This is a genomic window from Mesorhizobium sp. LSHC412B00, assembly GCF_000503035.1.
Lineage (GTDB): Bacteria > Pseudomonadota > Alphaproteobacteria > Rhizobiales > Rhizobiaceae > Mesorhizobium.
In genome coordinates this window covers 155884-178946 of record NZ_AYWB01000014.1, presented here as the reverse complement: position 1 = coordinate 178946, position 23063 = coordinate 155884, and the positions used below count along the sequence as shown (strand labels likewise).

21 protein-coding genes and 3 pseudogenes are annotated in these 23063 nt (G+C 58.3%); 3 read left to right on the top strand and 21 right to left on the bottom strand.

Translation table 11 applies throughout. The features are described 5' to 3' along the window. Positions 1-90: 90 nt before the first annotated feature. From X757_RS142565 to X757_RS142575, 4 genes are all read right to left on the bottom strand, one after another. Positions 91-504 carry an FAD-dependent oxidoreductase gene (locus X757_RS142565; protein WP_023727233.1) on the bottom strand — a complete coding sequence of 138 codons (414 nt, stop codon included), beginning with the start codon at positions 502-504 and terminating at the stop codon, positions 91-93. After that, positions 501-1763, bottom strand: a complete 1263-nt coding sequence (locus X757_RS142570; RefSeq protein ID WP_245275097.1) for a lysine N(6)-hydroxylase/L-ornithine N(5)-oxygenase family protein — start codon at positions 1761-1763, stop codon at positions 501-503. The genes X757_RS142565 and X757_RS142570 overlap by 4 nt, the downstream gene beginning before the upstream one ends. Positions 1764-2038: 275 nt before the next feature. Continuing rightward, a complete protein-coding gene (locus X757_RS1000000169785) occupies positions 2039-2302 on the bottom strand; it encodes a hypothetical protein (RefSeq protein ID WP_373432852.1) in 264 nt (87 codons plus the stop codon). 774 nt (positions 2303-3076) lie between these two features. Then, positions 3077-3295, bottom strand: a complete 219-nt coding sequence (locus tag X757_RS142575; RefSeq protein WP_031215249.1) for a hypothetical protein — start codon at positions 3293-3295, stop codon at positions 3077-3079. A gap of 83 nt (positions 3296-3378) precedes the next feature. On the opposite strand from X757_RS142575, the gene X757_RS142580 reads away from it, so the two are divergent. Next, the gene (locus X757_RS142580; protein WP_023671865.1) at positions 3379-4074 is read left to right on the top strand and encodes an OmpW family protein; all 696 of its coding nucleotides are present in this window, start codon (positions 3379-3381) and stop codon (positions 4072-4074) included. Between the two features lie 344 nt (positions 4075-4418). On the opposite strand, the gene X757_RS1000000169780 is transcribed toward X757_RS142580, so the two are convergent. From X757_RS1000000169780 to X757_RS1000000166965, 3 genes are all read right to left on the bottom strand, one after another. Further along, complete coding sequence (locus X757_RS1000000169780) at positions 4419-4670, bottom strand: ArdC-like ssDNA-binding domain-containing protein (RefSeq protein WP_023671866.1); 252 nt, start codon at positions 4668-4670, stop codon at positions 4419-4421. A 426-nt stretch (positions 4671-5096) separates the two neighbouring features. Next, complete coding sequence (locus X757_RS142590; RefSeq protein WP_023671867.1) at positions 5097-5312, bottom strand: helix-turn-helix domain-containing protein; 216 nt, start codon at positions 5310-5312, stop codon at positions 5097-5099. Positions 5313-5485: 173 nt separating this feature from the next. Continuing rightward, a complete protein-coding gene (locus tag X757_RS1000000166965; protein ID WP_084629627.1) occupies positions 5486-5731 on the bottom strand; it encodes a helix-turn-helix domain-containing protein in 246 nt (81 codons plus the stop codon). A gap of 128 nt (positions 5732-5859) precedes the next feature. Here X757_RS1000000166965 and X757_RS142595 point away from each other — a divergent pair, with 128 nt between their 5' ends. Continuing rightward, on the top strand, positions 5860-6138 hold the full coding sequence (locus X757_RS142595; protein WP_023671869.1) for a DNA -binding domain-containing protein: 279 nt from the start codon (positions 5860-5862) through the stop codon (positions 6136-6138). Positions 6139-6146: 8 nt separating this feature from the next. Here the strand turns inward: X757_RS142595 and X757_RS1000000169100 are convergent, their stop codons facing one another. From X757_RS1000000169100 to X757_RS0134690, 8 genes and pseudogenes are all read right to left on the bottom strand, one after another. Further along, a complete protein-coding gene (locus X757_RS1000000169100) occupies positions 6147-6578 on the bottom strand; it encodes a DUF2285 domain-containing protein (protein ID WP_245272149.1) in 432 nt (143 codons plus the stop codon). A 121-nt stretch (positions 6579-6699) separates the two neighbouring features. Next, entirely contained in the window at positions 6700-6957 is a 258-nt protein-coding gene (locus X757_RS1000000169775) for a transcriptional regulator domain-containing protein (RefSeq protein ID WP_023671871.1), read from the bottom strand. A gap of 33 nt (positions 6958-6990) precedes the next feature. Beyond that, positions 6991-7617 carry an acyl-homoserine-lactone synthase gene (locus X757_RS142605; protein WP_023671872.1) on the bottom strand — a complete coding sequence of 209 codons (627 nt, stop codon included), beginning with the start codon at positions 7615-7617 and terminating at the stop codon, positions 6991-6993. 90 nt (positions 7618-7707) lie between these two features. Continuing rightward, positions 7708-8436, bottom strand: coding sequence for a LuxR family transcriptional regulator (locus tag X757_RS142610; protein WP_023671873.1), 729 nt, complete (start codon positions 8434-8436; stop codon positions 7708-7710). A 538-nt stretch (positions 8437-8974) separates the two neighbouring features. Further along, positions 8975-10381 carry an aminotransferase gene (locus X757_RS142620; RefSeq protein WP_023727228.1) on the bottom strand — a complete coding sequence of 469 codons (1407 nt, stop codon included), beginning with the start codon at positions 10379-10381 and terminating at the stop codon, positions 8975-8977. 250 nt (positions 10382-10631) lie between these two features. Then, complete coding sequence (locus X757_RS142625) at positions 10632-13697, bottom strand: TrlF family AAA-like ATPase (RefSeq protein WP_023727227.1); 3066 nt, start codon at positions 13695-13697, stop codon at positions 10632-10634. 516 nt (positions 13698-14213) lie between these two features. Continuing rightward, the gene (locus X757_RS1000000168135; protein ID WP_023727226.1) at positions 14214-14423 is read right to left on the bottom strand and encodes a hypothetical protein; all 210 of its coding nucleotides are present in this window, start codon (positions 14421-14423) and stop codon (positions 14214-14216) included. A 380-nt stretch (positions 14424-14803) separates the two neighbouring features. Then, a pseudogene (locus X757_RS0134690) lies at positions 14804-15052 on the bottom strand (Lrp/AsnC ligand binding domain-containing protein); the annotation flags it as partial. 154 nt (positions 15053-15206) lie between these two features. Here X757_RS0134690 and X757_RS1000000166960 point away from each other — a divergent pair. Continuing rightward, positions 15207-15536, top strand: a pseudogene (locus X757_RS1000000166960) (IS21 family transposase); the annotation flags it as partial. Positions 15537-15846: 310 nt separating this feature from the next. Here X757_RS1000000166960 and X757_RS1000000169095 read toward each other — a convergent pair. The 6 genes and pseudogenes from X757_RS1000000169095 to X757_RS142655 form a co-directional block, all read right to left on the bottom strand. Further along, a pseudogene (locus tag X757_RS1000000169095) lies at positions 15847-16047 on the bottom strand (Lrp/AsnC family transcriptional regulator); the annotation flags it as partial. A 594-nt stretch (positions 16048-16641) separates the two neighbouring features. Next, positions 16642-18186 (bottom strand): fumarate hydratase, encoded by a 1545-nt coding sequence (locus X757_RS142635; protein WP_023727223.1) that lies wholly within the window; start codon positions 18184-18186, stop codon positions 16642-16644. Between the two features lie 6 nt (positions 18187-18192). Continuing rightward, on the bottom strand, positions 18193-19626 hold the full coding sequence (locus X757_RS142640; protein WP_023727222.1) for an NAD-dependent succinate-semialdehyde dehydrogenase: 1434 nt from the start codon (positions 19624-19626) through the stop codon (positions 18193-18195). Positions 19627-19827: 201 nt separating this feature from the next. Continuing rightward, complete coding sequence (locus X757_RS142645; RefSeq protein WP_023727221.1) at positions 19828-20754, bottom strand: LysR family transcriptional regulator; 927 nt, start codon at positions 20752-20754, stop codon at positions 19828-19830. A 133-nt stretch (positions 20755-20887) separates the two neighbouring features. Continuing rightward, entirely contained in the window at positions 20888-21784 is an 897-nt protein-coding gene (locus tag X757_RS142650) for a CoA ester lyase (protein WP_245275096.1), read from the bottom strand. 123 nt (positions 21785-21907) lie between these two features. Then, on the bottom strand, positions 21908-23059 hold the full coding sequence (locus tag X757_RS142655; RefSeq protein WP_023727219.1) for a CaiB/BaiF CoA-transferase family protein: 1152 nt from the start codon (positions 23057-23059) through the stop codon (positions 21908-21910). Positions 23060-23063: the final 4 nt, after the last annotated feature.

Sequence of the window (23063 nt, the reverse complement as noted above, 5' to 3'; positions counted from 1 at the left end):
AAAAGCCTCCTGTTGGAAACACTGGTTTGGTTGGACATGCCAATTAGGGCGGTCGGGCGCTGATCAAGTTGCGGGTCCACAGAGACGGACTCACGTGATGAGGGAGGCGATGCTAAGTGCGTTCCGCTCCGACGGATTTTGTCCGCAGAAGCTCGGCGCGAGACTGGCTATGTCAGGCTCAGCCGGGTCCAGGGCTTCGGTAAACTGGGCCGGATCAATCGGTTCACCCGGTCCAGCCGCGACACGCATCGCTAAAGGCCGGCACCATCCCACCGCCGACCCAGCCATGGCCGCCAAGATCACAGCGCTCTTTCGAGTGAGCGACCTGGTACGGTCTTGACAACCGTAGGGGAAATGCACGCCCCCAGAATAATGCGATGCGCCGCTTGGTCCAAGAACTTGTTCGGTCACGATGATTTCGGAGAAGCCTCCGGCCTTCGCCGCAACGGAGGCGGACATCATTCCCAGGATGCCACCGCCGATGATCAGAAGTTTACGAGTCATATCCCGCTGCCCATTTCTTCGGCTACGGGGGCGGGCCAGCTCTCGATCGAGGTATGGCTGATGAAGCCAGGATGCTCCGGGTTCGCGCATGGCGCGCGCCCAAGAAGGCTATCGAGGATGCGGCGCGCGCGCCAGGCCAGCAGGCTTAGGTTCGGATCGGCCAGGCCGCGCTGCCCGAGGCTCGCATTTTGTACGAAGATGCGGCTGTCACGCGGTCCGTCCCAGCTCACCGAAAAGTCCTCGCGAATAGCTAATTCATTGTCGATATGCTCCAGCCGGTGCGCGATGGGTTCCAAGAAGTCTGGGATCGCGTTCTCGTAACCGGTTGCCAGGATGACGATGTCAGCCGTGACTTCTTCGACCTCGACCATGCCGTGCTGCAGGGTCAGCCTGTGACCCGCGCCGGCGTTGATGCAGTGCGAGACGGTGCAGCCCGGCCGCAGTGTGATGTCGGATCGGTTTGGCTCGAAAAATGCGTGGCGGTAGAGCGCCTGATAGATCGCGCGCAATGTGCTTTCCGAAATGCCGTCCGAGGCAAGCACGAAACGCCGCAGGAGCAGCTTACGCTGCGACTCGCTCATGGCCGCGAAACGATCCGAAAAGCAGGGCATGAACAACTCGTTTGTGAACGGGCTGTTGTCCAGAGGCAGATAGTTTTCGCGCTGCGAGACCCAAGTGATCGAGGCAGGCCGCCGTTCGTTCGGCAGGCCGACAAGGTGCAACATCACCTCGGCTCCCGACTGGCCTCCGCCGACCACGCAGACATGCTTTCTCCGCACCTCAGGGTGGATGTGCAGTAAAACAGATGAGTGGAACAGGTTGCGTCCAATCCAGCCCTGAAATTGAGGCGGAATTTGCGCCTGCTTGCCAATGCCGACCACAACGTTTCTGGCGCCGAGAACCGCCTTATCGGTCCGCACCTGAAACTCGCCGTCAAAGCGGATTTCGCGCACTGTCTCGCCGCCGCGCACAAGTGGGTTCCTGTGGAAGACCCAGTTCAGGTATTGTTCGAACTCCACTCTGAGCACGGCTTCGAACTGTGCGTTCAGGAAGTGATACAGACGCCCGTTCTCGTGCAGGAAGTTTACGAAAGTGTAGGCTGATCGCGGATTCACCAGCGTGACCAGATCCTTGAAGTGGCTGACCTGGAGCTCCGAGGAATCGAACGCGATGCCCGGATGCCAGCGGAAGTCGATCTGCCGATCCAGGAACAGTGCCCCTTGCCCAACTTGCTCGTGTATCTGACACGCAAGGCTCAAATTAGACGGCCCGGCACCGACCCCTACGCAAGATAACTCCACTTGCTTTCCTCCTATAGAGTCTTCGCACTAGGTGGCTTGTTCTCGGCGAATATCGGTCATAACCATTGGGCCCGGTCGCGGGCGTTTTCGAGCCCCGGTGCCGACCGGATTTGCGAGAATTGTCCTGCGCGTTCGGGTCGTCGAGTGTAGACCGGAGCATTCCAGCGCGGTGACAATCGAGGGGTCAGGCCGGCGACGTGGGGCAACGACGTATGTCTTTTCCCGCGTCGCCGTCACGCGAGACGCTTTCCAAGCCCATTAAGGTGTTTGAAGCCGGCGCAGGCGCCCGCCTCAACCATGACGCGCCGGCCCTTCGGCGGCTTGATGGCAGGCGAGAGCGCGATTTTCACTGGGGCGACGGCATTTTCGGTGCGCATGATCATGGAGGACGTCTCGCTGATGCGTTCGCAGAGCCCCATGCATGGGCCGTGCCAGAGAAGGAAAAATTTATTAAACAATGGGTTGGCGGATTTGCGATCCTGTCGGAAATCCGACATTTGGGGGGACGCCTCACGGCGGCGCCCGATTTGCACGTCGATGTCGCCTTTTTCCGAATAGCTAATCGGGCACCTTCTGCACCAGAATACTTCTCATGGAGACCAGCATCATAACGGACAGTGCAGAACCTTGTGTCTCTGCCGGACAAATCGCGATGTGCCTCTCCCATTGAGGTCGGCAGTTGCAAGAGCTGCCAGACCCTTCGCCCTATCGTGCCGTTGCACTGGCTCGATCCCGACATCCTCGGAGGCGGCGATCATGAAGAGTGACGCAATCTCATGTCCGCCGCGACGCCTCTCTCATGAGGAACCAATTCTCTGTGTTGGTGTCGGATCGATGCTCTTGATGACATGGTTGCGGATGGGCGCATGCCCGACCTGAGCGCATCAATGATTGAATGATTGCGCGATCTGGGGCCTTCACCAACTGGATTGTCGAATCTCTGTAAAGATAGCGGGAAGGAGAATTGCGTTCTGACCAGTCTGCCGGTTCCAAAAGCACGACGCCGTTCGGTCCCTGCATCAATCCAGGCGGAGGAGGAGGCCGCACAGCAGTCTTTGCGCGCCCACCGGTCGGCCAGGATGGAGCCGTCGTAAACGCAGTTATTCGATGATCGCCGCCGCAGATTCCGCAGACTGTGCCGCGCCCGACACCGGCGACGTAGTGGCCGTAGATCGCCCCGTCGCCGATGTCGATCCGAAGCTCGGCCAGTTTCGCAGTGAGCTTCACTGCTTATTCCGCAGTGCCCACCGAGCTCGCACAGGAGGTTCTCATCAGGCGGTCACGGCTGCATTCGTTGTCGGATCTTCGACGATGTCGGACATCAGACACAGCGCAATCAGGTTAATCGCATTGTTCTGATATGGTTTTCTCATTTGGCACGACACCTGCAAAGCAGTCCGCAAAACGCGCTGCGGCACGGACTGAGGAGAAATCATGCCATGATCAAGCGCGCCGAACATGCGGTCGCAGCCGCGAAGCAGACTGGGCAATGAGCGCTCCGCCACTATCAAGCAATTCGAGCAGGATTTTTCGTAATTCAGTCCACATTTCTGAAGAGCAAGGAGAGAATATCATGGCGAGAAACCAAATGCGCGCGGCGCGGGGAGTAACAGCGGCCGTTGTCCTCATTGTGATGGGACAGCAGGCCGTCGCGGCGGACCTTGCGCAAGCGGCGAGCGTCCCGCAGGCGGGAGCCTCGGTGACGGAAGAGCCAAGCCCTTGGCAGCTCCGCCTGCGTGCGTTGGGGGTCGTCACTGAGGATTCGGGCTACGTCAATGCAGTGCCCGGCTCCGATCTTTCGTATTCGAACACCGTGACGCCGGAACTCGATATCTCCTACTTCTTCACGGACAACATCGCCGCCGAGCTCATACTCGGCACCACCTATGCTAACATCGGGGGCCAAGGTACGATCGGCGGGCTGGGCAATATCGGCAAGGTTTGGCTGCTGCCGCCCACGCTCACCTTGCAGTATCATTTTACCGATTTAGGCGCGTTCAAGCCCTATGTAGGCGCCGGCGTGAACTACACGATCTTCTATAACCAGGGTGCCGGCAGTGCCGATGCTCTCAAGGTCAAGAACACGTTCGGCACCGCGCTGCAGGTCGGATTCGACTACATGGTGGATCAGCACTGGGGCGTCAACTTCGACGTGAAGAAGCTTTTCCTTAAGCCAGACTTCGACGTCACGGTCGACGGCGCGAAGCTGACGGGAAAGGCGGAGCTCGATCCCTGGTTGATAGGCGCAGGTGTCACCTACCGCTTCTAACTACGAAAGGTGAAGACGGCTGCTGATCGCCGATCGGAAATAAGGGCGCCTCGTGCGCCCTTTTTTACGGTCTCCCTGCACGCGCGACCTGAAGAAGCCGTTGTCGAGGGGCGGCCGCCCTCCTCCAGCGGACCAAGAAGGGTAACTTCGTGGTCAATGCGGGCTCGACTAACGCCTGAAATGGAGGTGCTTAGATGCGCTTCGGACCAGGATGGCTATTGGGTATTGTTGATGGAAACCAAAGTTAGGCTCTATGCGCGGCATCATTCTCCCGGACGTCATGTTTGAGCTATGCGCCTGTGTTGAGCAATCACGGAACTCCTCGACGCCGACAAGATGCCTTGTCAGCCACGCTGCGGCAGCTGCTGTTCTTTTGCTGCAGGAGCGGCGACTGGCGCATTGGCTGCATTCCTCGGCAGGACGAGGCCTGCTTTTGCGCTGCCCCATGGCTTGACCCATGGCACGGTCACGGGCTCCAGCTCGGCAATGATGCGGTCGGTGATCTCCTGATAAAAGGCTGGCGCCGGGGCGCCTGCCCTTGCCTGCGCGAGCCTCTGTGCAGGCACAACGCTTACTGTTTGCATGCGCCGTTTCATCCTCCGCTCACCAATCGCCGCGGCTTTCCCCGCTAGCGGGGTGGGCGGCGAGTCGCGACCGGAAGGGCCCGCCGTAGTAGGCGGACCGCACCCGAAGGACCGGAACGAAGAGGAGGACCCTGAGCGGCACGCGAAGGGTTGCGGCTGCCGCGGCGGGCCTAGAAGCGAGTGCCGCCCACCCCGCTTCCGGGGAAAGGCCAACAGACAAACCGCGCGGCCGCAAAGGCGGTGGCCGTCACAGCCCGAAGGCTGCCCACGCCAAGGGGCGAAGCCGAATGGCCGAGACCGCCTGAGCTTGCCGAAGAACGCGGGCTCGGTTCACGAGCACCGGCTGCGAAGGCGCGCGGGCGTTCCTGTCAGCAGCATGAATGCCTGAAAACCTTCTGGCCGAGTCTCATCAACCGCGTTTCCGTCCCCGCTTCCAGATTATTCAGAATGAGGGTTGAGTAGATCGGCCGGATCGATTCCGAGCACTCTGGCGAGTTTCGCCACCGTATCAATGCTGGCGGCATAGACCGAGCGCTCAAGTGCGCTGACATATGTTCGGTCAATGCCAGCCTCATGCGCCAGCGCTTCCTGGGACAATTTCTTTTTGTGACGATGCCTACGCAGATTGCGGGCAAAGACCTCTCGGATTTCCATGCACGAGAAGCCACCCTCTTGTCGAGGATTTCACCACGGTGTATTCTCTACAAAGATCAGAGACAACAAAGGGCGAGCGGCTGCACGACAACATTTCGCGAGGGCAAATCCCCTGCCCGTGAACTCAAGGACGGGAATCGTGGAGTTTGGCAGCCAAACAAAGCGCACGCCATCTACAGGTCACGAGCGCGACGCAATTGTGCCAGAAGCTCGCAAGGATCGATACCGAGAGCCTCGGCGACGTCGAGAAACTTAATGACGTCCAGCCGACGTTCACCACCCTCGTACTTGGCCACGAAGGATTGTGGGCGGCCCAACATATCAGCAACCTGGGTCTGGGTGGCCCCTTTGGTTTTGCGCGCCGCAATCAGCCGGCGTAGCAGCCGGCGCTGGCGAGCTGATCGAAGTGATTTCGGCATCAGAGACGAACCGGGCCAAGAAGGAACCGGCTCATGGATCTAATCCCAGTTTCGGATTATCCCATTTTAGGATATTGTGCGGTCAAAGATCTGCGCGGCGCGGGATAGGTCTTACGGCGAGAGATGAAATGGTAGACAGATTGCTCAAACCTGCTGTTGCCGACGAGGTCCCATGGGCGGAGAGCCTGACCGCTTACGACGATGAGCACTTCACGACATATTTGAAGCTCTTAGATGCATGTGCCGGCAATGCCAGCGAAGAAGAAATGGCCCAGGCGATATTGGGAATCGACCCGGTGCAAGAGCCAGCGCGCGCCCAAAGGGCGGTTCGCAGCCATCTCGCGCGCGCCCACTGGCTGGTGGTGGCGGGGTACAAGGAGCTGTTCTCTGGCCGCCAAAAGGCCTGATGGTGGCGTTATAGAAGAAGACGCTTATAACCACCGTACATTAGCGAGCGCCCGCGTCTGACTGCACGGCGGACGCTGTCTCGAAGATGGTCACCGGGGTCGGCCCAGTCCTGCTCGACACGGGCTCTGCCGAAGAGAGCAAGGCCGATTTCGCGGTGTGATACGCCAGCGATGAAGCCGTCGAGGGCATGCAAGACTCGGCGCAACCGCGAGCTACGGGGTTCGGTCGGAAAGAATCCTGATTGCAGCCTGCCGGTCCAACAGAGGCTGTTCAGACATTCCAACGCGTTCAGGCGCTGCTTCAGTTCCTCTGGCGACCAGAGGACGGAGGATGTCAATCGCACAGGTTCGAGGATGCTGACGCCGGAAGCAGCCAGCTGCAAGCTCCTGCCACTGTCCTCGACCAGGAGGTGCTGATGCCCGTCCCGCGTGACCAGCATGGAGATGCGGCAGGAGTGCCGGGCGAGATCAAGCAAGCCGACCCCGCGCGGCCGCGCCGCCGTTTCGGCCACAACGGGCAAAACATGCGGACATTGGCAGGGGCACCAAAAGACGCTCGCATCAGTTCCTTTTGAGCTTGCAAAACAGAAGGCCCCAGCGCGAGAGATCAACAGTATTCGAGGCCAGGCTGATAGTGTCCATGGACCGGGCGTTCGTGCGTTCGGCGCCGCGTAGCGCGTTCGCCAGATCCTTTTGAAAGTCCGGATTGCGCCTGAGGAATTCCCAGGCCCAGCCTCGGCTGGTGAGCTGCTCGACATGGCCATAGGCACGATCATCTTGCCTGTCCGGCCAAGCAGTGCCAGGTCTTGTTTGGTCCATTGCATCATTTCCAGAAAGGGTTGGATTGCAGGTTCAGGCGATCTTAATGACCGGGGTCCACAGGACCGGGCCTTTGAGCCCGCCATTGCGACGGAGGGCTTCCAAGCTCTCTCTCGAGACGTCGAGATATCCGGCAACGGCGCGTGTGTTGCCAATTGTTTGCGGATCGGACAACCGTTCGAGTGGCCAGCCGGCGCGACGCAAAATCCGCTCTATGCGCAGATCGGTTACGGTGACGATGCTGCGCAGACCGCGTGACAAGCCAAACTCAACCATTCCGGCAAACAGCTCGTAGGTGCCAATTGCGATGCCCGCCTGTTTGGGCGCGGAAGGCGGCAGATCAAGCGCAAAACGGCTGCTTTCCCAAACACGTGGATCTTCCGGCGCTGGACGGTCGGCAAGAAGAGCGAAGAAGCTATCACGCAGCATCGTCGGTCCTGTAGTCGGCAACAGGCGCACGCAGCCGTCGATGCGTCCGGCGGGCGCACGCAGCAATAGGTAATGGGGACGAAGCGCATCGAACGGATCGACCTCAAAGCCCCCGCTGAACGAAACGTCCCAATCAAGTCGATCCCTGAAAACGCGATACCGCAAGCGATGCATCTGCTCGAGCTCGTCGCTGAACTCAACGTAACAACCCGGCGTGATCAACTGCAACATGATGGCCTTTTCCTCGCATGGATAGCACCTGCGATTGAAGGCAAAGGCCGGAGTTGAAACAACCTGTGTATGTGCCCAGGTTCCGGGAGGTCAGGTGAAGAGAGATGGCCGCGATAGTGCAAGCCGAACAGCTGCCTGAATAGCCGTCTTCACGCCAAGCTTCTTCCTGGCGTTATCCCGATGATAGGCTGCGGTGCTCCGACTGATTCCCAAGATGCGGCCGATTTCCCACGCCGTCTTGCCCCGAGCCGCCCACTTCAGACACTCCATTTCCCTTCGAGATAGGGTAACGCCATCCACGGTCCTGCCGTCGGCCAGCTTGCGACAGGCATGAAGGTGGAAGAAGATCGCGATGAGTTCGAGCGCGCGGTCATATCGATTAATCAGGCGAAAGAACGGTGGTCGCCTTTCATCGGAGGCGAAGGTCAGTGCTGCAAAATTACCGGTGCTGTCATGGATCGGGATCGTGAAGCCGCAGTGAATGCCAAATTGCGTCGCCTCATCCATCAGTTGTCGCTGCTGCGTCGATAGTTCGAGATCAGCACCGTGCGCATCCCAGCTGAATGGTTCCTGACCACCACGCGCTTGATGAATTACAGGGTCAATCTTTTCATACCGACTGTGAAGGTAGTGAGATGTCCAGGATTGAGGGTAGGTGGAAATCAGGCGCACGTTGCGGCCCTTGCCAGAAGAAGGGAAAAGATAGGCGAAAGACGGCAAATCGAGCGAAGAGGCAATCTCGCCCAGAGCGTTGCGCAGGTCAGTCGCGTCAGCGCTGTCTGCGATCTGCCCTACAAATCTATGAAAAGCGTCTTGCATAGCTAAACTGCAGTGAGTTCTGGCCCTCCAGGGGCCAAGACGGGCGGGCCAATGCGCCGCCATTCTGGGTTGAAGGCCCGGACGGAGACTGAGCTCCGTGCCGGGCCGTGCGCCTTGGGAGGGCGATACGTGCTTCGACGGCGCTGTTATCGACACCGAGACTCATTCCAGCGTCATCTGTTAGAGGTGATAGTCGTCCTTTTGGCTTTGCACTTCATCGCGGTCGGGGTGTCTGGTTTGCGCGCTGTTTAGACTGTCTCAATGGAGGAGCTCAGCCTCGCAGTAGATTGCGGTCTGTGGTCTCTGAGAGCGTCACCTCTACAATTCTTGCAGCAGCCCTACGTCCCCGTCTCGGACGCGAATGCCGCCTGCGTTTTTCGGGATTGGCACCGCATTTCGGCATCGGCTCGCACATCCTCCATGCAAGTTGCCTTAAAAAACGGAGCGGATTGTTGCGCCCCCTGCTCATGATGCCACAGGGGCTGCCGCACGTGAATATCCCGGCCGATCCGAGTTGAAGGCGTCATCTCACGCCAGATCATATCGCGCCTCCCGCCTTCAGCGCACGATAGGTCGTATCGACTGATTTCGCAGTCGCATCGACGATGATGTCGATCTCTTTTCGGGTAATGATCAGAGGTGGGGCAAAGCCGAGAATATCCCCATGCGGCATGGCGCGGCCTATGACACCATTTTCAAACAAAGCAGCGGCGACCCGCACGCCGACCTGAAGTCCAGGTTCAAATGGCACCCGGCCCTTCGGATCCCGCATCAGCTCCACGGCGGCTAAAATGCCGATGCCGCGAACCTCGCCGACAATGGGATGTCCTTCCAGTTCGGCTTTCATGCGGGTTTGCCAATAGGGTCCGACGTCCCGAACATGTTCCAGGATGTTTCTTTCCTTTAGCAATTTAATGTTGGCAAGCGCGGCGGCAGCGCAAAGCGTGTGACCGGAATATGTCCAGCCATGGCCGAGTGGGCCGTGCTTTTCCGTTCCTTGTTCCAACACCGACCAGATGCGATCGCCGATGATTGACCCGGAGATAGGCAGGTAGGCTGAACTCAAGCCCTTGGCGATGGTCACGAAATCCGGACGCATGCCATAGAGATGGGAACCGAATTTCTCACCGGTTCGCGCGAAGCCGCAGACGACCTCATCGGCTATAAGAAGGATATCGTACTTGTCAAGCACCCCTTGGATCGCGGCCCAATATCCCTTAGGGGGCGGAACGATGCCGCCGGTCCCAAGTACCGGCTCTCCGATGAAGGCTGCAACCGTCTCTGGACCCTCAGCAAGAATAAGGGCTTCAAGTTCGTTGGCACAGCGCCTGGAGAACGCTTCCTCATTTTCGCCATCATGCGCCTGGCGGTAATGGTGGGGCGCCGTCGTATGGCGCACCAAATTCAGAGGCAGGTCGAAGAAATCGTGAAAAAAGGGAAGGCCTGTTAGGCTACCGGTGACCAGCCCGGACCCGTGATATCCGCGATGCCGCGAGATGATCTTCTTCTTTTCAGGGCGGCCGAGGATGTTATTGTAGTACCACACCAGCTTGATGTTGGTTTCGTTGGCATCGGAGCCGGAAAGGCCGAAATAGACCCTTCGCATGTTCTGACCGAAATATTCGACCACGGCCTCTGCCAAGAGGGCAACCGGCGCCGTGCCTTGGCTGGCATAGACATGCGCGAACGGCAGCTCATGCGCTTGCCGGGCGATGGCTTCGGCGATCTCCGTGCATCCATATCCCATATTAACGCAGTAGAGCCCGCCGAAACCGTCGAGACTTTTCCGACCCTCCGTATCCCAGATGTACACGCCTTCCGCACCGGCCATGATCCTGTTTGGCGTCTCGCCGCGGCTGTGCTTGGCCAAGTGTGTAGACGGATGAAAGACGAAGCTTCGGTCCTTCTCCCGCAGCTGCTCAGTCCCCAAATTGCTCAAGCTCATAGTCCTCTCCGATTCCTTGGCTGGAAACACTCGGCCAGCCGCCCGTTGGACCAGCATAGTGGCAAACGTGTATCGGGTTCGCTGGAATGCATACCTTTAAGCGACGAATTCACGGAATCGACGCCAATCGGCGTGAAAACCAAGGCTTCGTGAATTTGCCTTCGCCTTGTGGGGACAAGGGTGCGGGCGTGACGAAGCGATGTATCGGCTAGGCACTCTTCGCATCCGGCCGATATCGCGCTCGGAACTCTCAATGGTACTTCTGACCTCTGTTATCGAATGCAATCTTTGTGCCCTCCAGCACGTCAACGACAGCCCTATTTATGATCCCGTCTTCGATCGAGCCTGACTGATAGGAAATTCGCGCGCCGGTCTTCCTGTCGAATGTTGCGTGTATGATCTGCTCGGCATCACACACCACTGCCAAGTTTGGATTGTGCGTGACCATAATGATTTGTCGGGCCTTCTTTGCCTCATTGAGGACTGGCACGAGTAGGCTAACAACCGTCTCATTGTCCAGATTCTCCTCGGGCTGATCGAGCACTAATGGGTTTCGTCCCTTGTCAACCAGCAGATAGAAAATTAACAATAAGGCGCCTCGCTGCCCGGGCGATAGCTGTTCTATCTGCGTATCCTGAAAGAGCAGGGTGTACTTCGGCTCCAGATATTGAAGACCGAAAAGATAATTGTAGACCTCTGCCGGCTCCTTGTCCTTGCGCATGAGAGCCCTGATCCCTGGAACATTGCTCGCTGCCTTCTCCGCGCTCTCCGTCAGCAGGGAAGCGATGTCCCCGGCAAAGTCCGTCGCATCGGCCGCGCTCTCGAAACGATATCTCTCGAACCTGCTTCGAACCGCGATGAAGCTCTCGTCTTCCCCACGAAGCTCACCGATATTCTGCTTGATGGCACCGAATAGATTGGTTGCAATCGCGTCAGTTGAGCCCAGGAGCTTGGCTTGAAATTGAAGCTTGTATTCGTCCCGGATCAGAGAATTGCTCTGTATCAAACGTTGCAGCGGCGTGAACAACTCCTCCCGCGCAGCTCGCTGTTCTTCCAGAACCGAAAAGATCTGAGCGGTTACCTCCCGTCGTGATGCCCGCTTTTGCGCAAGCTTCGTCGGCAGTTCGTTTATCTGAGCGACCCTTAGCTGCAGTCCTTTGAGGCTTTCAGGCTCCGTTTCCGAACCTTCAATCGCCTCCAGTGCGGTTTGCCATTCCTTCAAGGCTTGTTTGTACGTTTGATACTTCTGCTGCGGCTCGTTCAATTTCTCCGAAAGCCGCTTCTGCTCCGCGATCAGCGCCGTCTCGGTCGTAGCGGCGCTTTCGACCCTCTTTGTGATCGTGTCGTCACTGCTGGCCAGCGTTTGCTGATGCTCTGTCAGGACATTACAATTGACGGTTACGGTGATCAGCTCTTCCGCTTTCAAACCGGCAGTGGCAAGGTCGTCGGCGATCTCGGACATGAAGGCTGCGAGTTGCTTCTCAAAAAGCCCAATTTGCTCGCGGATGTTGCGGATCGATCGCTGCTTTCTGCCGATGATCTGCCTGTCATCCGCAGCCTTTTTGGCCTCATTTTTCAATTGCTCCAGCGCCGCGCCGATCTCCGCGAGTCTGGCGCTCGCCTGCTCCTGATCGGCAGTGAGTTCGACCGTGGGCTGCTCGACTACGGACGGTTTAATTGCGGCGTGTTCCTCAATCTGCTTCCCCTTGAGCCGGATCTGCTCCTCAAGGTTTTTTTGCACGTTGGGATGAAGCTGATCTTCGATATCCACAATATGCTCGTTGAGCGCCCGCAGCGATTTGCGAAGTTCATTCGCCCGAGCCCGGAAGACGTTTTCTTGCTTGTCGATGAGCTGGTCGAAGCTCAGAGCCTCAAGGCGCACGTTGTTCGGGACATGAGAAAAAATCACCTCTCGGAGTTCCTTCTCGAACTCGTCAGTCTTCCCTGACACATGATCATTGCACAGGGCTTCGAATCGCCCTTGGGGTATGTACCGAACGAGTTCGACCCGTTCGGCCGACGGATCGGTGGCAAGGCTCATCACACATGGATCGCCAGCGAGCCAAGAGAGTTCGCCAACGAACTGGCGAGCCGGCTCGCCTGCTTTCCCACGGAATCGATCCCGTTTCAGAAACGAGAAATGGGCACTTTGCTGGGAGTTGCCCAACAAAGCCAGGATATCGGCGAGAGCGCTCTTGCCGCTCCCCTTATTGCCGATGATTGCGATGAGGTCGGGGTTTAGAGGAATCTCTGTTCCATGCAGCCAAGTGTCGGCAAGCGTGCTGTCAGGCACCTTGTCTATGCGAATCCGATCTATGTAGAACGTCTTGTGCCGGTTGATACGCTCCAGCTTCGGTGGACGTTCACCTAGAAATGAGCGCTTCGCGGGCTCTCTCAGCGCCTGCAACAATCCCTTCCAGGTTGGATCAGCCTTGATCCACGTGCGCTTGCCGGACGGAAAATCGCCGTATCCACGCTTATCATTGGTTCCGTTTCCACGGAAGCAATGGGCATCGCTGCCCGAGACAGCAAGTCGAGGGATGCCCTTCAGTGCAGCCTGGAAGTTGCCAAGCCATTTCTTATTGTTCTCTGTCTCAACACCACAAAAGGCTGACCAGAGATCTGGCCTTCTTGTCTCAAATATCGGAGACGATTCGAACAGGCCTAGTGCGTAGGCGTAATGGTCGGTCCAGTTGACGGTATCGAGACCGTCGTTGGTTGAGAAGGGCATAAAGCCGACTGCACGAGCACCGGGCACAAGGCGGATTGCCTCCTTATAAGAGTCAACATTTACTTCTGCGATTTTGCAGCCGGCGATGAACGCCTCCGCCTCGTCCGACGCAACTTTGTTCTTATCAAACCCATGTTTGGCCAGTTTGTCTGCGCCAGCATATCGCGCATATTCTATGAGCGCGTCGCGAGACAGGGGTTGGTTGATCAGTTCGAGCTTCAACCGGGAGAGAAAGTCTCTGAGATGTTGATCACTGATCTCATTGGAGAAAAGAACGTGAGCATTTAATCGTCCCTCCATCGGCGCCGCCAAACGCAGTTCGATACCAGGGAAAATAGTTTTCATCAGTATCGGCGCAGCGGGTTGGACCTGCCGCGCCTTGAGGGCGAACCAACCATCGAGTGTCCAATAATCCATGAGCCCAAACGCGGTCGGAGTAGCGTCATTCAGCGCGCAGATCATCTCGTCAATGAGCTGATCGTTTCGAGCTTTATCAGGCCCGAACCGTTCGCCGTCCCAATGGAATGATGCTGGGGAGTGTACGTGTAAGTCCCACTCACGCCACTCAGATCCTCTGGAGTACATCTTCCGGAGCCCTCCGGATCAAAGCATTAACTGGCCGTGATCCGCCCAATTCTTTCAATACTATCCACTGGTCATGCTTTTATCGCTTCGAAGCGACCCGATTCCGCTGCCGTTGACGGGCGGATGCAGTTCGATCCGATGGATGCTAAGTTTATGCCCCGCTTAGCGTTGAATTCGCCAATATAATGTTCCGGACCGTATCATCTCGATTTCAGATGGCTGGCGCCTGCCCCGAAGTGGCCGCCATCACTCCAGCGCATCTACACGAGAGCGCCCAGCATCTGCTTGGTATCTGCAGCGTCGTTTCGTTCGATGGCTACAACTATCGCAAACCATCCGAACTGCCCGATTATAAGCCGCACGCCCAAATTCCCGCTGAATGAAGTAAACGGCGGTTCACGAGGTAACCTCGGGCTTCGCTCGATATTGGGGGATATCGGCCTCGTCTCCTGCAGGATCGTAACGTGGCGAGAATTTGCCTCCCGAAGGCGGTGCAGAGCTCGGCCTAGCACTGGTTCATTCTTTCCCGCTGCCGACGAGGCACGGGATATGTGCTACGCCGAAGCGCTCCGCGGCTGCATCAGTGATCGCCGCTACGGCCGCGTGGATTACGGCATTCAGGTCCACGGCCTCGCGAATAATCGGACTGCGGCGAAATGGCGCGCAGCAGACGTGGTGCAATTCCGTTGCCGGGTTTTCCCGGCTTCTCCCTGCCTTCTTGCGCATTACACCAGGTCGGGGTTTCAGCTCCGAGGCATGTGACACCGAACTGATGTGGATGCTTTGTGACGCCGACGCGCACGACGGCCTTGCCGATAGGGAAACGAGCATGGCCCGATCACCGGATCGATTGGCGACGATAAGCGGATCGGGCGAACCTCGATGGGACCGGCATCGCTCGCGCGATAGAGGACGCTGGACAAAAAACGCCGAGACTTCGATCACGACGTTGTCGTAGCCCGACCAACAGCAGGGCCAGTATCTCGCCTTCATCTGGACCTACATGGCAACCCGACGCTCCGCTCGCTGCTCGTTTGGCGACCTGGGGCTTCTGGATGAGGTCCGTGGTGCGGGTGAACATGAGATCGACAAAAGGCTTCGCGAGTTTACCGTTGCCTCAAGGAGGACAGAGGGATCGGTGAGTTTGATTTCACTGGTTTCGTCACGACAAGGCTGTAGTATTGCTCGATACCCAAGCCTGCCTGCAGCAATTCCTCCATGAAATCCTGATACGCGGCCATGGAAGGAGATGAAACCCGCATTAAATAGTCGATCCGCCCCCCGATGGCCCAGCAGTCCAGGATTTCCGGAATCTGTTGGATCGCAGTCTCGAAGTGTCTTTGATCCTCGAGACCGCCAGCGGCACGAATGTCCTGCGGCCCGACGTCTGCAATTCCCTCTGCCGACCGGCTTTCCAGTCCCGAGCGAATGCCGCAACACGATTAAGACTGCCTGGCTTTGGGCCTATGCCAGGGATGACCGCCTCCTGGCTAAAGACGGAAGCGAACCGAAGAGGCTGGGGCGCTTCGCCCTCTGGGCGGACGGGCGCCGTTCGGGCAGCTGCGGGATCTCGTGCGCAAGGTCCAGGCAGACTGCGCAATCGACCTGGACACGAACAGTTACTCGGTTCCCTGGCGGCTGATCGGGGAGAGCGTCCAAGTCGTGGTGTTGGGCGGCCGTGTTATCCTGCGTCATGCGGGCGAGGTGGTGGCGGATCATGCCTTGTGCCGGGGACGTCGCCAACGGATTGTCGAGCGCGCGCATCTTGCCGGCGTGATCGGCGCTGCTGCGCCGGTACAATCGTCGGATATCGCCGTCATCACCAAGCTGCCTCCACCAGTGCCTCATATTCGGCTAGTGGCCACAGAGCGGAAGGTGCAACGCGATCACGAGATGTTGGTCGCAATGCTCGACCGGCTGAAGCTGACCGCGATCCGGGATCAGTTCTTCTTCCTCAGTTGCTCGGTTCCTGGATTGCTCAAACGCATTGTCCCTCTCCTCGCGAATCTCGGCTGGGAACACTCGGCCAGCTGCCGTTGGAAACCAGCATGGTGACAAACATGCCTCGGGCTTCGCGGGAATGCACACCTTTAGCCGACGAATTCACGGAATCGGCACCAATCGGCGTGAAAACCAAAGAAGCGCTCCCTCAAGCAGTTGCACGCCGACCTGATGAGCCTGGGCTATGACGGCTCCTATAGCGGCGATCCAGAACCACCCCCACCATTATAGAGATGATCCCCCCGATGAGGGCTGGACTGAGTCGCGCGTAGAACCCCTCAATGATGCCCGCGGCTTGCAGCACGCGGAGCCGTTCTGAACAGGCCGAGGCTGAAAGGTGAACACGCTTTGCGAGCTCGCTTTTTTAAATCCGACCAACTGATTGGATCTCTGAGAGAGTCCGGATATCCCAATCGTCTAGTTGCACAGGATTCTTTGGTTTCGACTTCATGATCTGTTGCTCTCAAACTGGTCGAACGGGCAATTGGTGCCAGAAATTCTATCATCGATCGAAGCGAGGGAGTTTAGTGGACATATCTGTCTTCGGCCCGAAACGGGTTAGTGTGAGGTTAGGAATGTCATCTGACTGAGAGCGATCCAATCAGAAGGGATGCAGAACAGTTGGGCATTGCCCTCCCCTATGCGATGACGCACAGAGCGGTGATCACCTGTCGGCATCGGCGTAAATGGATGGTCAGTACCGGCGCTACTTTGCCTGATTGGCACCCTCGGCAGTTCCCGAGCATCGATCGCGTGGACGGCATGGTCGATGCAGTGTTTACATCAGCGCATTTGGCTTCGAGATGAATTGAAGGCCTTTCTTCTTTGGGTTGCCGAGGAGCCTAGGCACCGCAAATGTCGCCCGTGTTGCCGCTACGGCGCAGAGTCCGGCCCGGCCCGATGTCGCGACATTGAGCCTGGCCGGATCGCCCAGCCGGGAGACTCAAACGCCGATGCTGCGTGCGATGCTATCGGCCGCCATGCGCTTTCGCCACTCGAGAGGCCCGGAATTGTGAATGGAGTTTCCGTCCACATCGACAGCCATGATGACCGGCATGTCCTGCACCTCGAATTCATAGATGGCTTCCATGCCCAGGTCTTCAAAGGCAACGATCCGCGCCGCCTTGATCGATTTTGAAATCAGGTACGCAGCGCCACCCACCGCGATGAGATAGGGTGTTCTGTGTCTGACAATCGACTCGATGGCCGCCGGGCCCCTCTCCGCTTTACCGACCATCGCGTATAGCCCAGTCTCGGCGAGTATCTTTTCAGTAAAAACGTCCATGCGGCTGGAGGTTGTCGGGCCAGCCGGCCCGACGACCTCATCTCTCACCGCGCGGACCGGTCCGACGTAGTAGATTACGCGTCCCCGCAGATCGACCGGGAGCGGCTTGCCGGCATCGATCAGATCGATCATTCGCTGGTGGGCGGCGTCACGGCCCGTCAGCATCTTTCCGGACAGAAGAAGGGTTTCTCCGCAGCGCCAGGATGCCGTGTCTTCCTTCGTGAGCGCATCGAGATTTATCCGCCGGACGTCGGTTGTGTGCAAATCCTCATGACCGATCTGGGGCCATTCGGAAAAGTCAGGTGGTTCGAGCTTGATGGGTCCAGAGCCGTCCAAGGTAAACTTCAGGTGCCGGTTGGCCGCGCATTGCGGAATGAGTGCCACGGGCTTCGACGCGGCATGTGTAGGATAGGTAGCAACCTTTACGTCAACGACCGTGGTCAGGCCGCCTAGGCCCTGAGCGCCGATGCCTAGCGCATTAATTCTTTCATAAAGCTCGATCCGCAGCGCCTCCTCCGCGTTGGACGGCCCCCTGGCAATCAGTTCCGACATGTCGATCGGCTCGTTCATGGCCTCCTTGGCCAGCAGCATCGCCTTTTCAGCGCTGCCACCGATGCCGACCGAGATCAGGCCGGGCGGACACCATCCGCTGCCCAGCGTCGAAACGGTGTCGACTACCCAGTCGGCAACGGACGCACTGGGGTTCAGGGTGGTGAAACGCGCCTTGTTTTCCGATCCGCCCCCTTTTGCGGCGATGGTGATCTCAATCTGGTTGCCTTGCACAAGGTCGACGTGGACGACTGCCGGTGTGTTGTCCCGCGTGTTCACCCGCCCGGCAAGCGGATCCGAGACGATCGATGGTCGAAGGGGATTGTCCGGGTCGAGATATGCCTGGCGGACGCCCTCGTTGACGAGGTCCGCGAAACTGGCCGTTGATTTGATGCGGGCGTCCATGCCGACCTTGGCAAAGACAACTACGAGACCGGTATCCTGGCAGATCGGCCTCCGCCCGAAGGCCGCCATGCGGGAGTTCAGCAGGATCTGCCCGATGGCGTTCTTCGCCGCCGGGCTCTGTTCGCGAGTGTATGCCTGCGAAAGGTACCGGATATAATCCGGGGGGTGGTAGTATGAAATGTACTGAAGGGCGTCGGCGACGCTCTTTGTAATATCCTTGCCGGCTATGGTCCGTCTTGTCTTATTCACGAAATCTCATCCGAATGAACCGAACCCGTTGATCAGTTTCAGGCTCTGGAAGCTCCGCACCCCCTGCTCGCCCCCTTCATATCCATATCCGCTCTGTTTAACGCCTCCATACGGCGCATCTGCGGAAACCCCTTTCAGATAATTCACACTAAGAGTCCCCGCCGAAAGACCGCCGATCAGCGCCCGTTTGGTATCGTCACCACCGGTGAAGAAGTAGGCGGCCAAGCCATAGTCAGTGGCGTTGGCTTCTTCGATCGCCTCCTCGATCGTGTCGAACGGCGCCACGGTGAGGATCGGTCCGAACGGCTCGTCATGGAGCACTCTGGCACCCTTTGGCACGCCTGTCAGGATGGTTGGCGGCCAGTAAAAACCCGGTTGGTCGAGGCGGGTGCCCCCGGTTTCGATGCGGGCGCCGCGATCGACCGCATCCTTGATCAGACGCTGCATGGCCTCGATTCGCCGTGCATTTGCCATTGGCCCCATCTCCGTCGTCGGGTCGTCCGGTGGGCCGATCTTGATCTTGCGGGCAGCTTCCGTCATCCGGGACAGGAATTCCTCATAGAGAGGCCGCGCGACGAGAATCCTGCTGGGCGCATTACAGCTTTGGCCCGCGCACTCGAACTTGTATTCCGAAATTGCCGGTATGGCTTTTGCCAGGTCGGCATCCTCGCATACAACGACCGGGGAGTGCCCACCGAGTTCAAGAATGCACCGCTGTAAGTTGTTCGCGGCGAGCTTGGCGAGCTGTTTTCCAACCTCGGTAGAGCCCGTGAAAGTTAAGACCTTCACGATCGGCGAGCTGAGGAGATGCCGGGAAATTTGCACCGGAACGCCAAAGACGAGATTGACCACGCCGTCCGGAATACCCGCTTGTTGCAAGGCTTCGACGAAATGGACAGCCGCGCTTGGTGTCTCTTCAGCCCCCTTGAGGATCACGGGGCAGCCTGCCGCCAAAGCGGGGGCGAGTTTGCGGGCGATGAGAACGGCGGGATAATTCCAAGGCGTAAAGGCAGCAACGACGCCAAGTGGCTCGGGGACGATCATCCGGTTCGGGCCCATCGGAATAGGGGTCGACAACTGTTCGGCGTGCGTTCCGTTCCACTCCAGCGTTTCGACAGCGCGCACGTACTCGCCTGTTGCTTCGGCAATCGTCTTTCCCTGTTCTGCTGATAGGTCCCTAGCTGCCGCTTCAACCTTCGCTGCCAGAATCCTGGCGGCTGCTACGAGAATCTCGCCACGAGCTTTTGCAGGCCGCGAGGACCAGGCCTTGCGGCTGCGCTCTGCCGAAGCGAGGGCCTCATCCAGATCCGGTATCGTCGCCGAGGCGACCGAGGCAAATACCATCTCCGTCGCCGGATTGATTACCGGCAGAGTGGCTCCGCTACCACCGGCTCGCCATCTGCCATTGATGAAAAGTTGATAGCTCGTGGCGTTGGACATCCCATGCTCCGCGTGAGTATTTCTGCCAATGCGAGACTAGCCGATCTCCGACCATGGGCTCACTTCTCTGCAGTCTCATCGCGATGGTCACGCTGGGTCAAATATGGAATGTCGCCCAAAACCATCTCGAATCCAGATTGATGGCCGGCTCGGGCCCGCCGTGGAAGCGTGATAGCACTGGACTCGGTTTGACGGATCCGCCTAAACCCGGTCCGGAGCCGTGGCCGACCAGTGCCTGCTCTCGATCAATGTCCTGGCGACCTTGGGGATCAGCTTGCGGACCGCAGAGACGGCTGGAGAGCGGTCGTCTTTCGGGTTGACGGCAAGGACAACGGAACGGGTGATCACTGGATCAATGATCTTAACCGTTCGGACTTGGCCTTGAGACGCCTCTTTCTGAATGGCCGAAGGGGTAAGGATGGAATACGCCTTTCCTTCCATGACCATATTGATGATCGTAGAAAGGGAGTCGACTTCGAATCTGACGTCCAGAACACAACCGTGTTGGGCAACGACATCAGCCACCGAACGCCTGACATTGTTGTTGCGCATTGGAACCGCCAGCGGAAACGCATGCAGGTCGGCGAGCGGTATCGAATCCTCGAAAGGCGGTTCACCCGGAGGCACCACCAGGCAAAACTCTTCGCGGGCCAGCACCGTCATTTGCCCCACGCTCTCCGCAGTGCGGTACAGGACTGCCAGATTGAAGCGGCCAGCAGCCATCCACTCTTCCAGCGGTCCAGTCATGCCCTCGATCATCTTAAGTGAGATCCTCGGCAATTCGCTTCTCATCGATTCAAGCAGGGGACCGCTAAGGACGCGAGCGGCTCCGGACGGAATGCCAATGGTCACCTCTCCAGAAGGAGCAGCCACCGAGTTGGTAAGTTCGGCCTCAGTGAGCTGAATTTCCTTCAGGATGTTCCGCGCGCGCTCAAGCAGCTTGTCTCCGGCCGCCGTGACGCTGACACCGGTCCTATCGCGAACCAGCAGCTGGGTGCCGAATCCTTCCTCGAGTTGACGCACATGCAGGCTAAGGGCGCTTTGAGCAACGTTGAGGGTTGCAGCTGCCTTCGTGAAACTCCCGGCTTCGACGACCCCGACAAAGTATCTTAACTGCCTGATGTCCACGATGAACGAATCCAATCGGGGCGCGATGCCCAGCGTGCTTGTATCTATCTCGAAACGAGATGGTGGGCAAGTCACAAAACTGTCAAATCATGGCTCAAAACCAGCGCCTGTCTGGATGCCGACTAATGCTCAGCTACTGCGCGAGAGCCAGGATCTCGTGGGCGCGCCGCACTACTGGCGGATCAATCATCTTACCATCCAACGAGAATGCAGACAGTCCGCGAGCGGCGGCATCATTTTCGGCGGCAACGACACGACGGGCCCATTCGACTTCCTGTGCGCTTGGCGAGAAAGCCTCATTGAATATGGCCACCTGTGTCGGATGGATCGCCAAGGCTCCGGCAAAGCCAAGCCGCCGCGCATGCACCGCGGCTTCACGAAGTTTCTGCGTGTCCGTGAACTCGCCGATGCTCCCTACGAAGCCCAGCGGGAGCAACCCGGCCGCACGGGCGGCAAACAGAACAGAAAGGTTCGGCGCCAACAGAAGGTCGAACTCCGGGGAGCCACCAACAGCGGCACTGAAGTCTTCAGGACCAAGCGCCATTGCGACCATCCTTGGATGCGCCGACGCAATGGCCGCGAGCCTTTGCAAGGCGCCCGGGGTTTCGATCTGAGCAAGGAACCGGATGCGTCCCAGCGGGAGATTTCTTTCTCGTTCAAGATCCGATACCACATTCGCGATCTCGGATATCCACTCTGCGGAATCCGTCTTGGTAAGAACAATTGCGTCAACACCGGCCATCACGGCGGCATCCAGATCGGCTGCCAAGGCACGAAAACCACGATTCACGCGGACCAAAACAGATGCGCCCTTGCGGGCCACCTTTGCCACGGATTCAGGAAGCCGCTTCCGTGCCTCGCCCTTCTGATCCTGGGGAACGGAATCCTCCAGGTCGAGAATGACGCCGTCTGCACCCCGCTCATAGGCCGTCTCTACAAAGCGCGGAACGTGAGCGGGCACGAAGAGTAGGGATCGCCAGCGGGGCATAGACATCGCGCTTTCAGCGGCCGCAACGGTGTCCTTGATCATGGAGTCTCCTCTGCGGTCGATTTTAGCGAGGGCGACAGTGGGCTGCGATGTGCTGAGATGACCCAAAGTATGCACGCTCTCTGTAAATCGCGAGCGCACTCACCTTGCCGACAAAACGCGCACTCACGCTGACGCGGCTTTTTCCCGCAAAAGACCCAGAACCTCCTCGCGAATTGCCTCGGTATGAGCACCAAGAGCTGGAACTGGGCGCAGCGAGGGGCGCTCAGAGTTGAAAATCGCCGCCGGCGCTATCGTCTCGACGGTTCCTTCGGGTGTTCCAACCTGCACTCTGCGAATGTGTGGATGCCTTGAAATATCCGCCACTTCGTTCAGTCGGCCGTATGCCAAACCGGCCGCCTCAAGCTCCTGCATTGCTTCTTGGCACGACAGTTCGGAAAACCGCCGTTCGATGATCTCATCAAGTTGCGCCCGATGACTGAGGCGTTCCATATTATCGACAAAATCAGGTGCCCGTGTGAGCTCTGGCTGCCTAAGGAATTTCTCGCAAAAATTCACCCATTCGCGGTCATTCTGAACCGAAAAGATGACGTCTTTGCCATCGGCGCAACGATATGCGCCATACGGCGCCAGCGACGGGTGTTTCACGCCGGCGCGTACCGTATGGTAGCTGCTATAATCGTGTTGCAGAACCGGTACGTTCATCCAGTCGGCGACGGCATCGAACAGTGACACCTGGATGCTTATGCCTTCGCCGGTGATCTCGCGGTGATACAGCGCCTGAAGAATGGCACTAAGTGCCGTCATCCCTGCCGAGATGTCGCAAACCGATACCCCTACACGCGCGGGCCCTTGTTGGTTACCGGTGATCGCGCATAGACCTGTTTCGGCCTGGACGATAAGATCGTACGCCTTCAAATGGGAATACGGCCCTTTCTCCCCGAAACCAGAGATGTCGCAGGTGATCAGCCGCGGAAAACGCCGACGGAGATCCGCAGACCCGAAACCCAGTTTTTCGATACTGCCCGGCTTAAGGTTCTGGATAAAGACATCAGCACTGGCAATGAGCGTGTCCAGGACGGCGCGGTCCGCCTCCGACCTAAGGTCCAGACAGACTGACTCCTTTCCCCGATTAAGCCAGACGAAATAAGCGCTTTGGCCCTGCACCAACTTGTCGTACTTGCGGGCAAAATCCCCTTCGGGCCTCTCGATCTTGATCACCCGGGCGCCGGCGTCCGCAAGGCGAGACGAAGCGTAAGGTGCAGCTACGGCCTGCTCCACGGCAACGACGGTGATTCCCTCAAGAGAGTTCTGCATGCGA

Bases quoted from the DNA above. Each gene is read 5' to 3' on its own strand.
- X757_RS142620 (WP_023727228.1), bottom strand. From the start codon at position 10,381: ATGAGCTTGAGCAATTTGGGGACTGAGCAGCTGCGGGAGAAGGACCGA.
- X757_RS142580 (WP_023671865.1), top strand. From the start codon at position 3,379: ATGGCGAGAAACCAAATGCGCGCGGCGCGGGGAGTAACAGCGGCCGTT.
- X757_RS142655 (WP_023727219.1), bottom strand. From the start codon at position 23,059: ATGCAGAACTCTCTTGAGGGAATCACCGTCGTTGCCGTGGAGCAGGCC.
- X757_RS142595 (WP_023671869.1), top strand. From the start codon at position 5,860: ATGGTAGACAGATTGCTCAAACCTGCTGTTGCCGACGAGGTCCCATGG.
- X757_RS1000000169775 (WP_023671871.1), bottom strand. From the start codon at position 6,957: ATGGACCAAACAAGACCTGGCACTGCTTGGCCGGACAGGCAAGATGAT.
- X757_RS142565 (WP_023727233.1), bottom strand. From the start codon at position 504: ATGACTCGTAAACTTCTGATCATCGGCGGTGGCATCCTGGGAATGATG.
- X757_RS1000000168135 (WP_023727226.1), bottom strand. From the start codon at position 14,423: ATGCGCAAGAAGGCAGGGAGAAGCCGGGAAAACCCGGCAACGGAATTG.
- X757_RS142625 (WP_023727227.1), bottom strand. From the start codon at position 13,697: ATGTACTCCAGAGGATCTGAGTGGCGTGAGTGGGACTTACACGTACAC.
- X757_RS142590 (WP_023671867.1), bottom strand. From the start codon at position 5,312: ATGGAAATCCGAGAGGTCTTTGCCCGCAATCTGCGTAGGCATCGTCAC.
- X757_RS1000000169100 (WP_245272149.1), bottom strand. From the start codon at position 6,578: ATGCTGGTCACGCGGGACGGGCATCAGCACCTCCTGGTCGAGGACAGT.
- X757_RS142650 (WP_245275096.1), bottom strand. From the start codon at position 21,784: ATGATCAAGGACACCGTTGCGGCCGCTGAAAGCGCGATGTCTATGCCC.
- X757_RS142605 (WP_023671872.1), bottom strand. From the start codon at position 7,617: ATGTTGCAGTTGATCACGCCGGGTTGTTACGTTGAGTTCAGCGACGAG.
- X757_RS142610 (WP_023671873.1), bottom strand. From the start codon at position 8,436: ATGCAAGACGCTTTTCATAGATTTGTAGGGCAGATCGCAGACAGCGCT.
- X757_RS1000000169785 (WP_373432852.1), bottom strand. From the start codon at position 2,302: ATGTCGGATTTCCGACAGGATCGCAAATCCGCCAACCCATTGTTTAAT.
- X757_RS1000000169780 (WP_023671866.1), bottom strand. From the start codon at position 4,670: ATGAAACGGCGCATGCAAACAGTAAGCGTTGTGCCTGCACAGAGGCTC.
- X757_RS1000000166965 (WP_084629627.1), bottom strand. From the start codon at position 5,731: ATGCCGAAATCACTTCGATCAGCTCGCCAGCGCCGGCTGCTACGCCGG.
- X757_RS142640 (WP_023727222.1), bottom strand. From the start codon at position 19,626: ATGTCCAACGCCACGAGCTATCAACTTTTCATCAATGGCAGATGGCGA.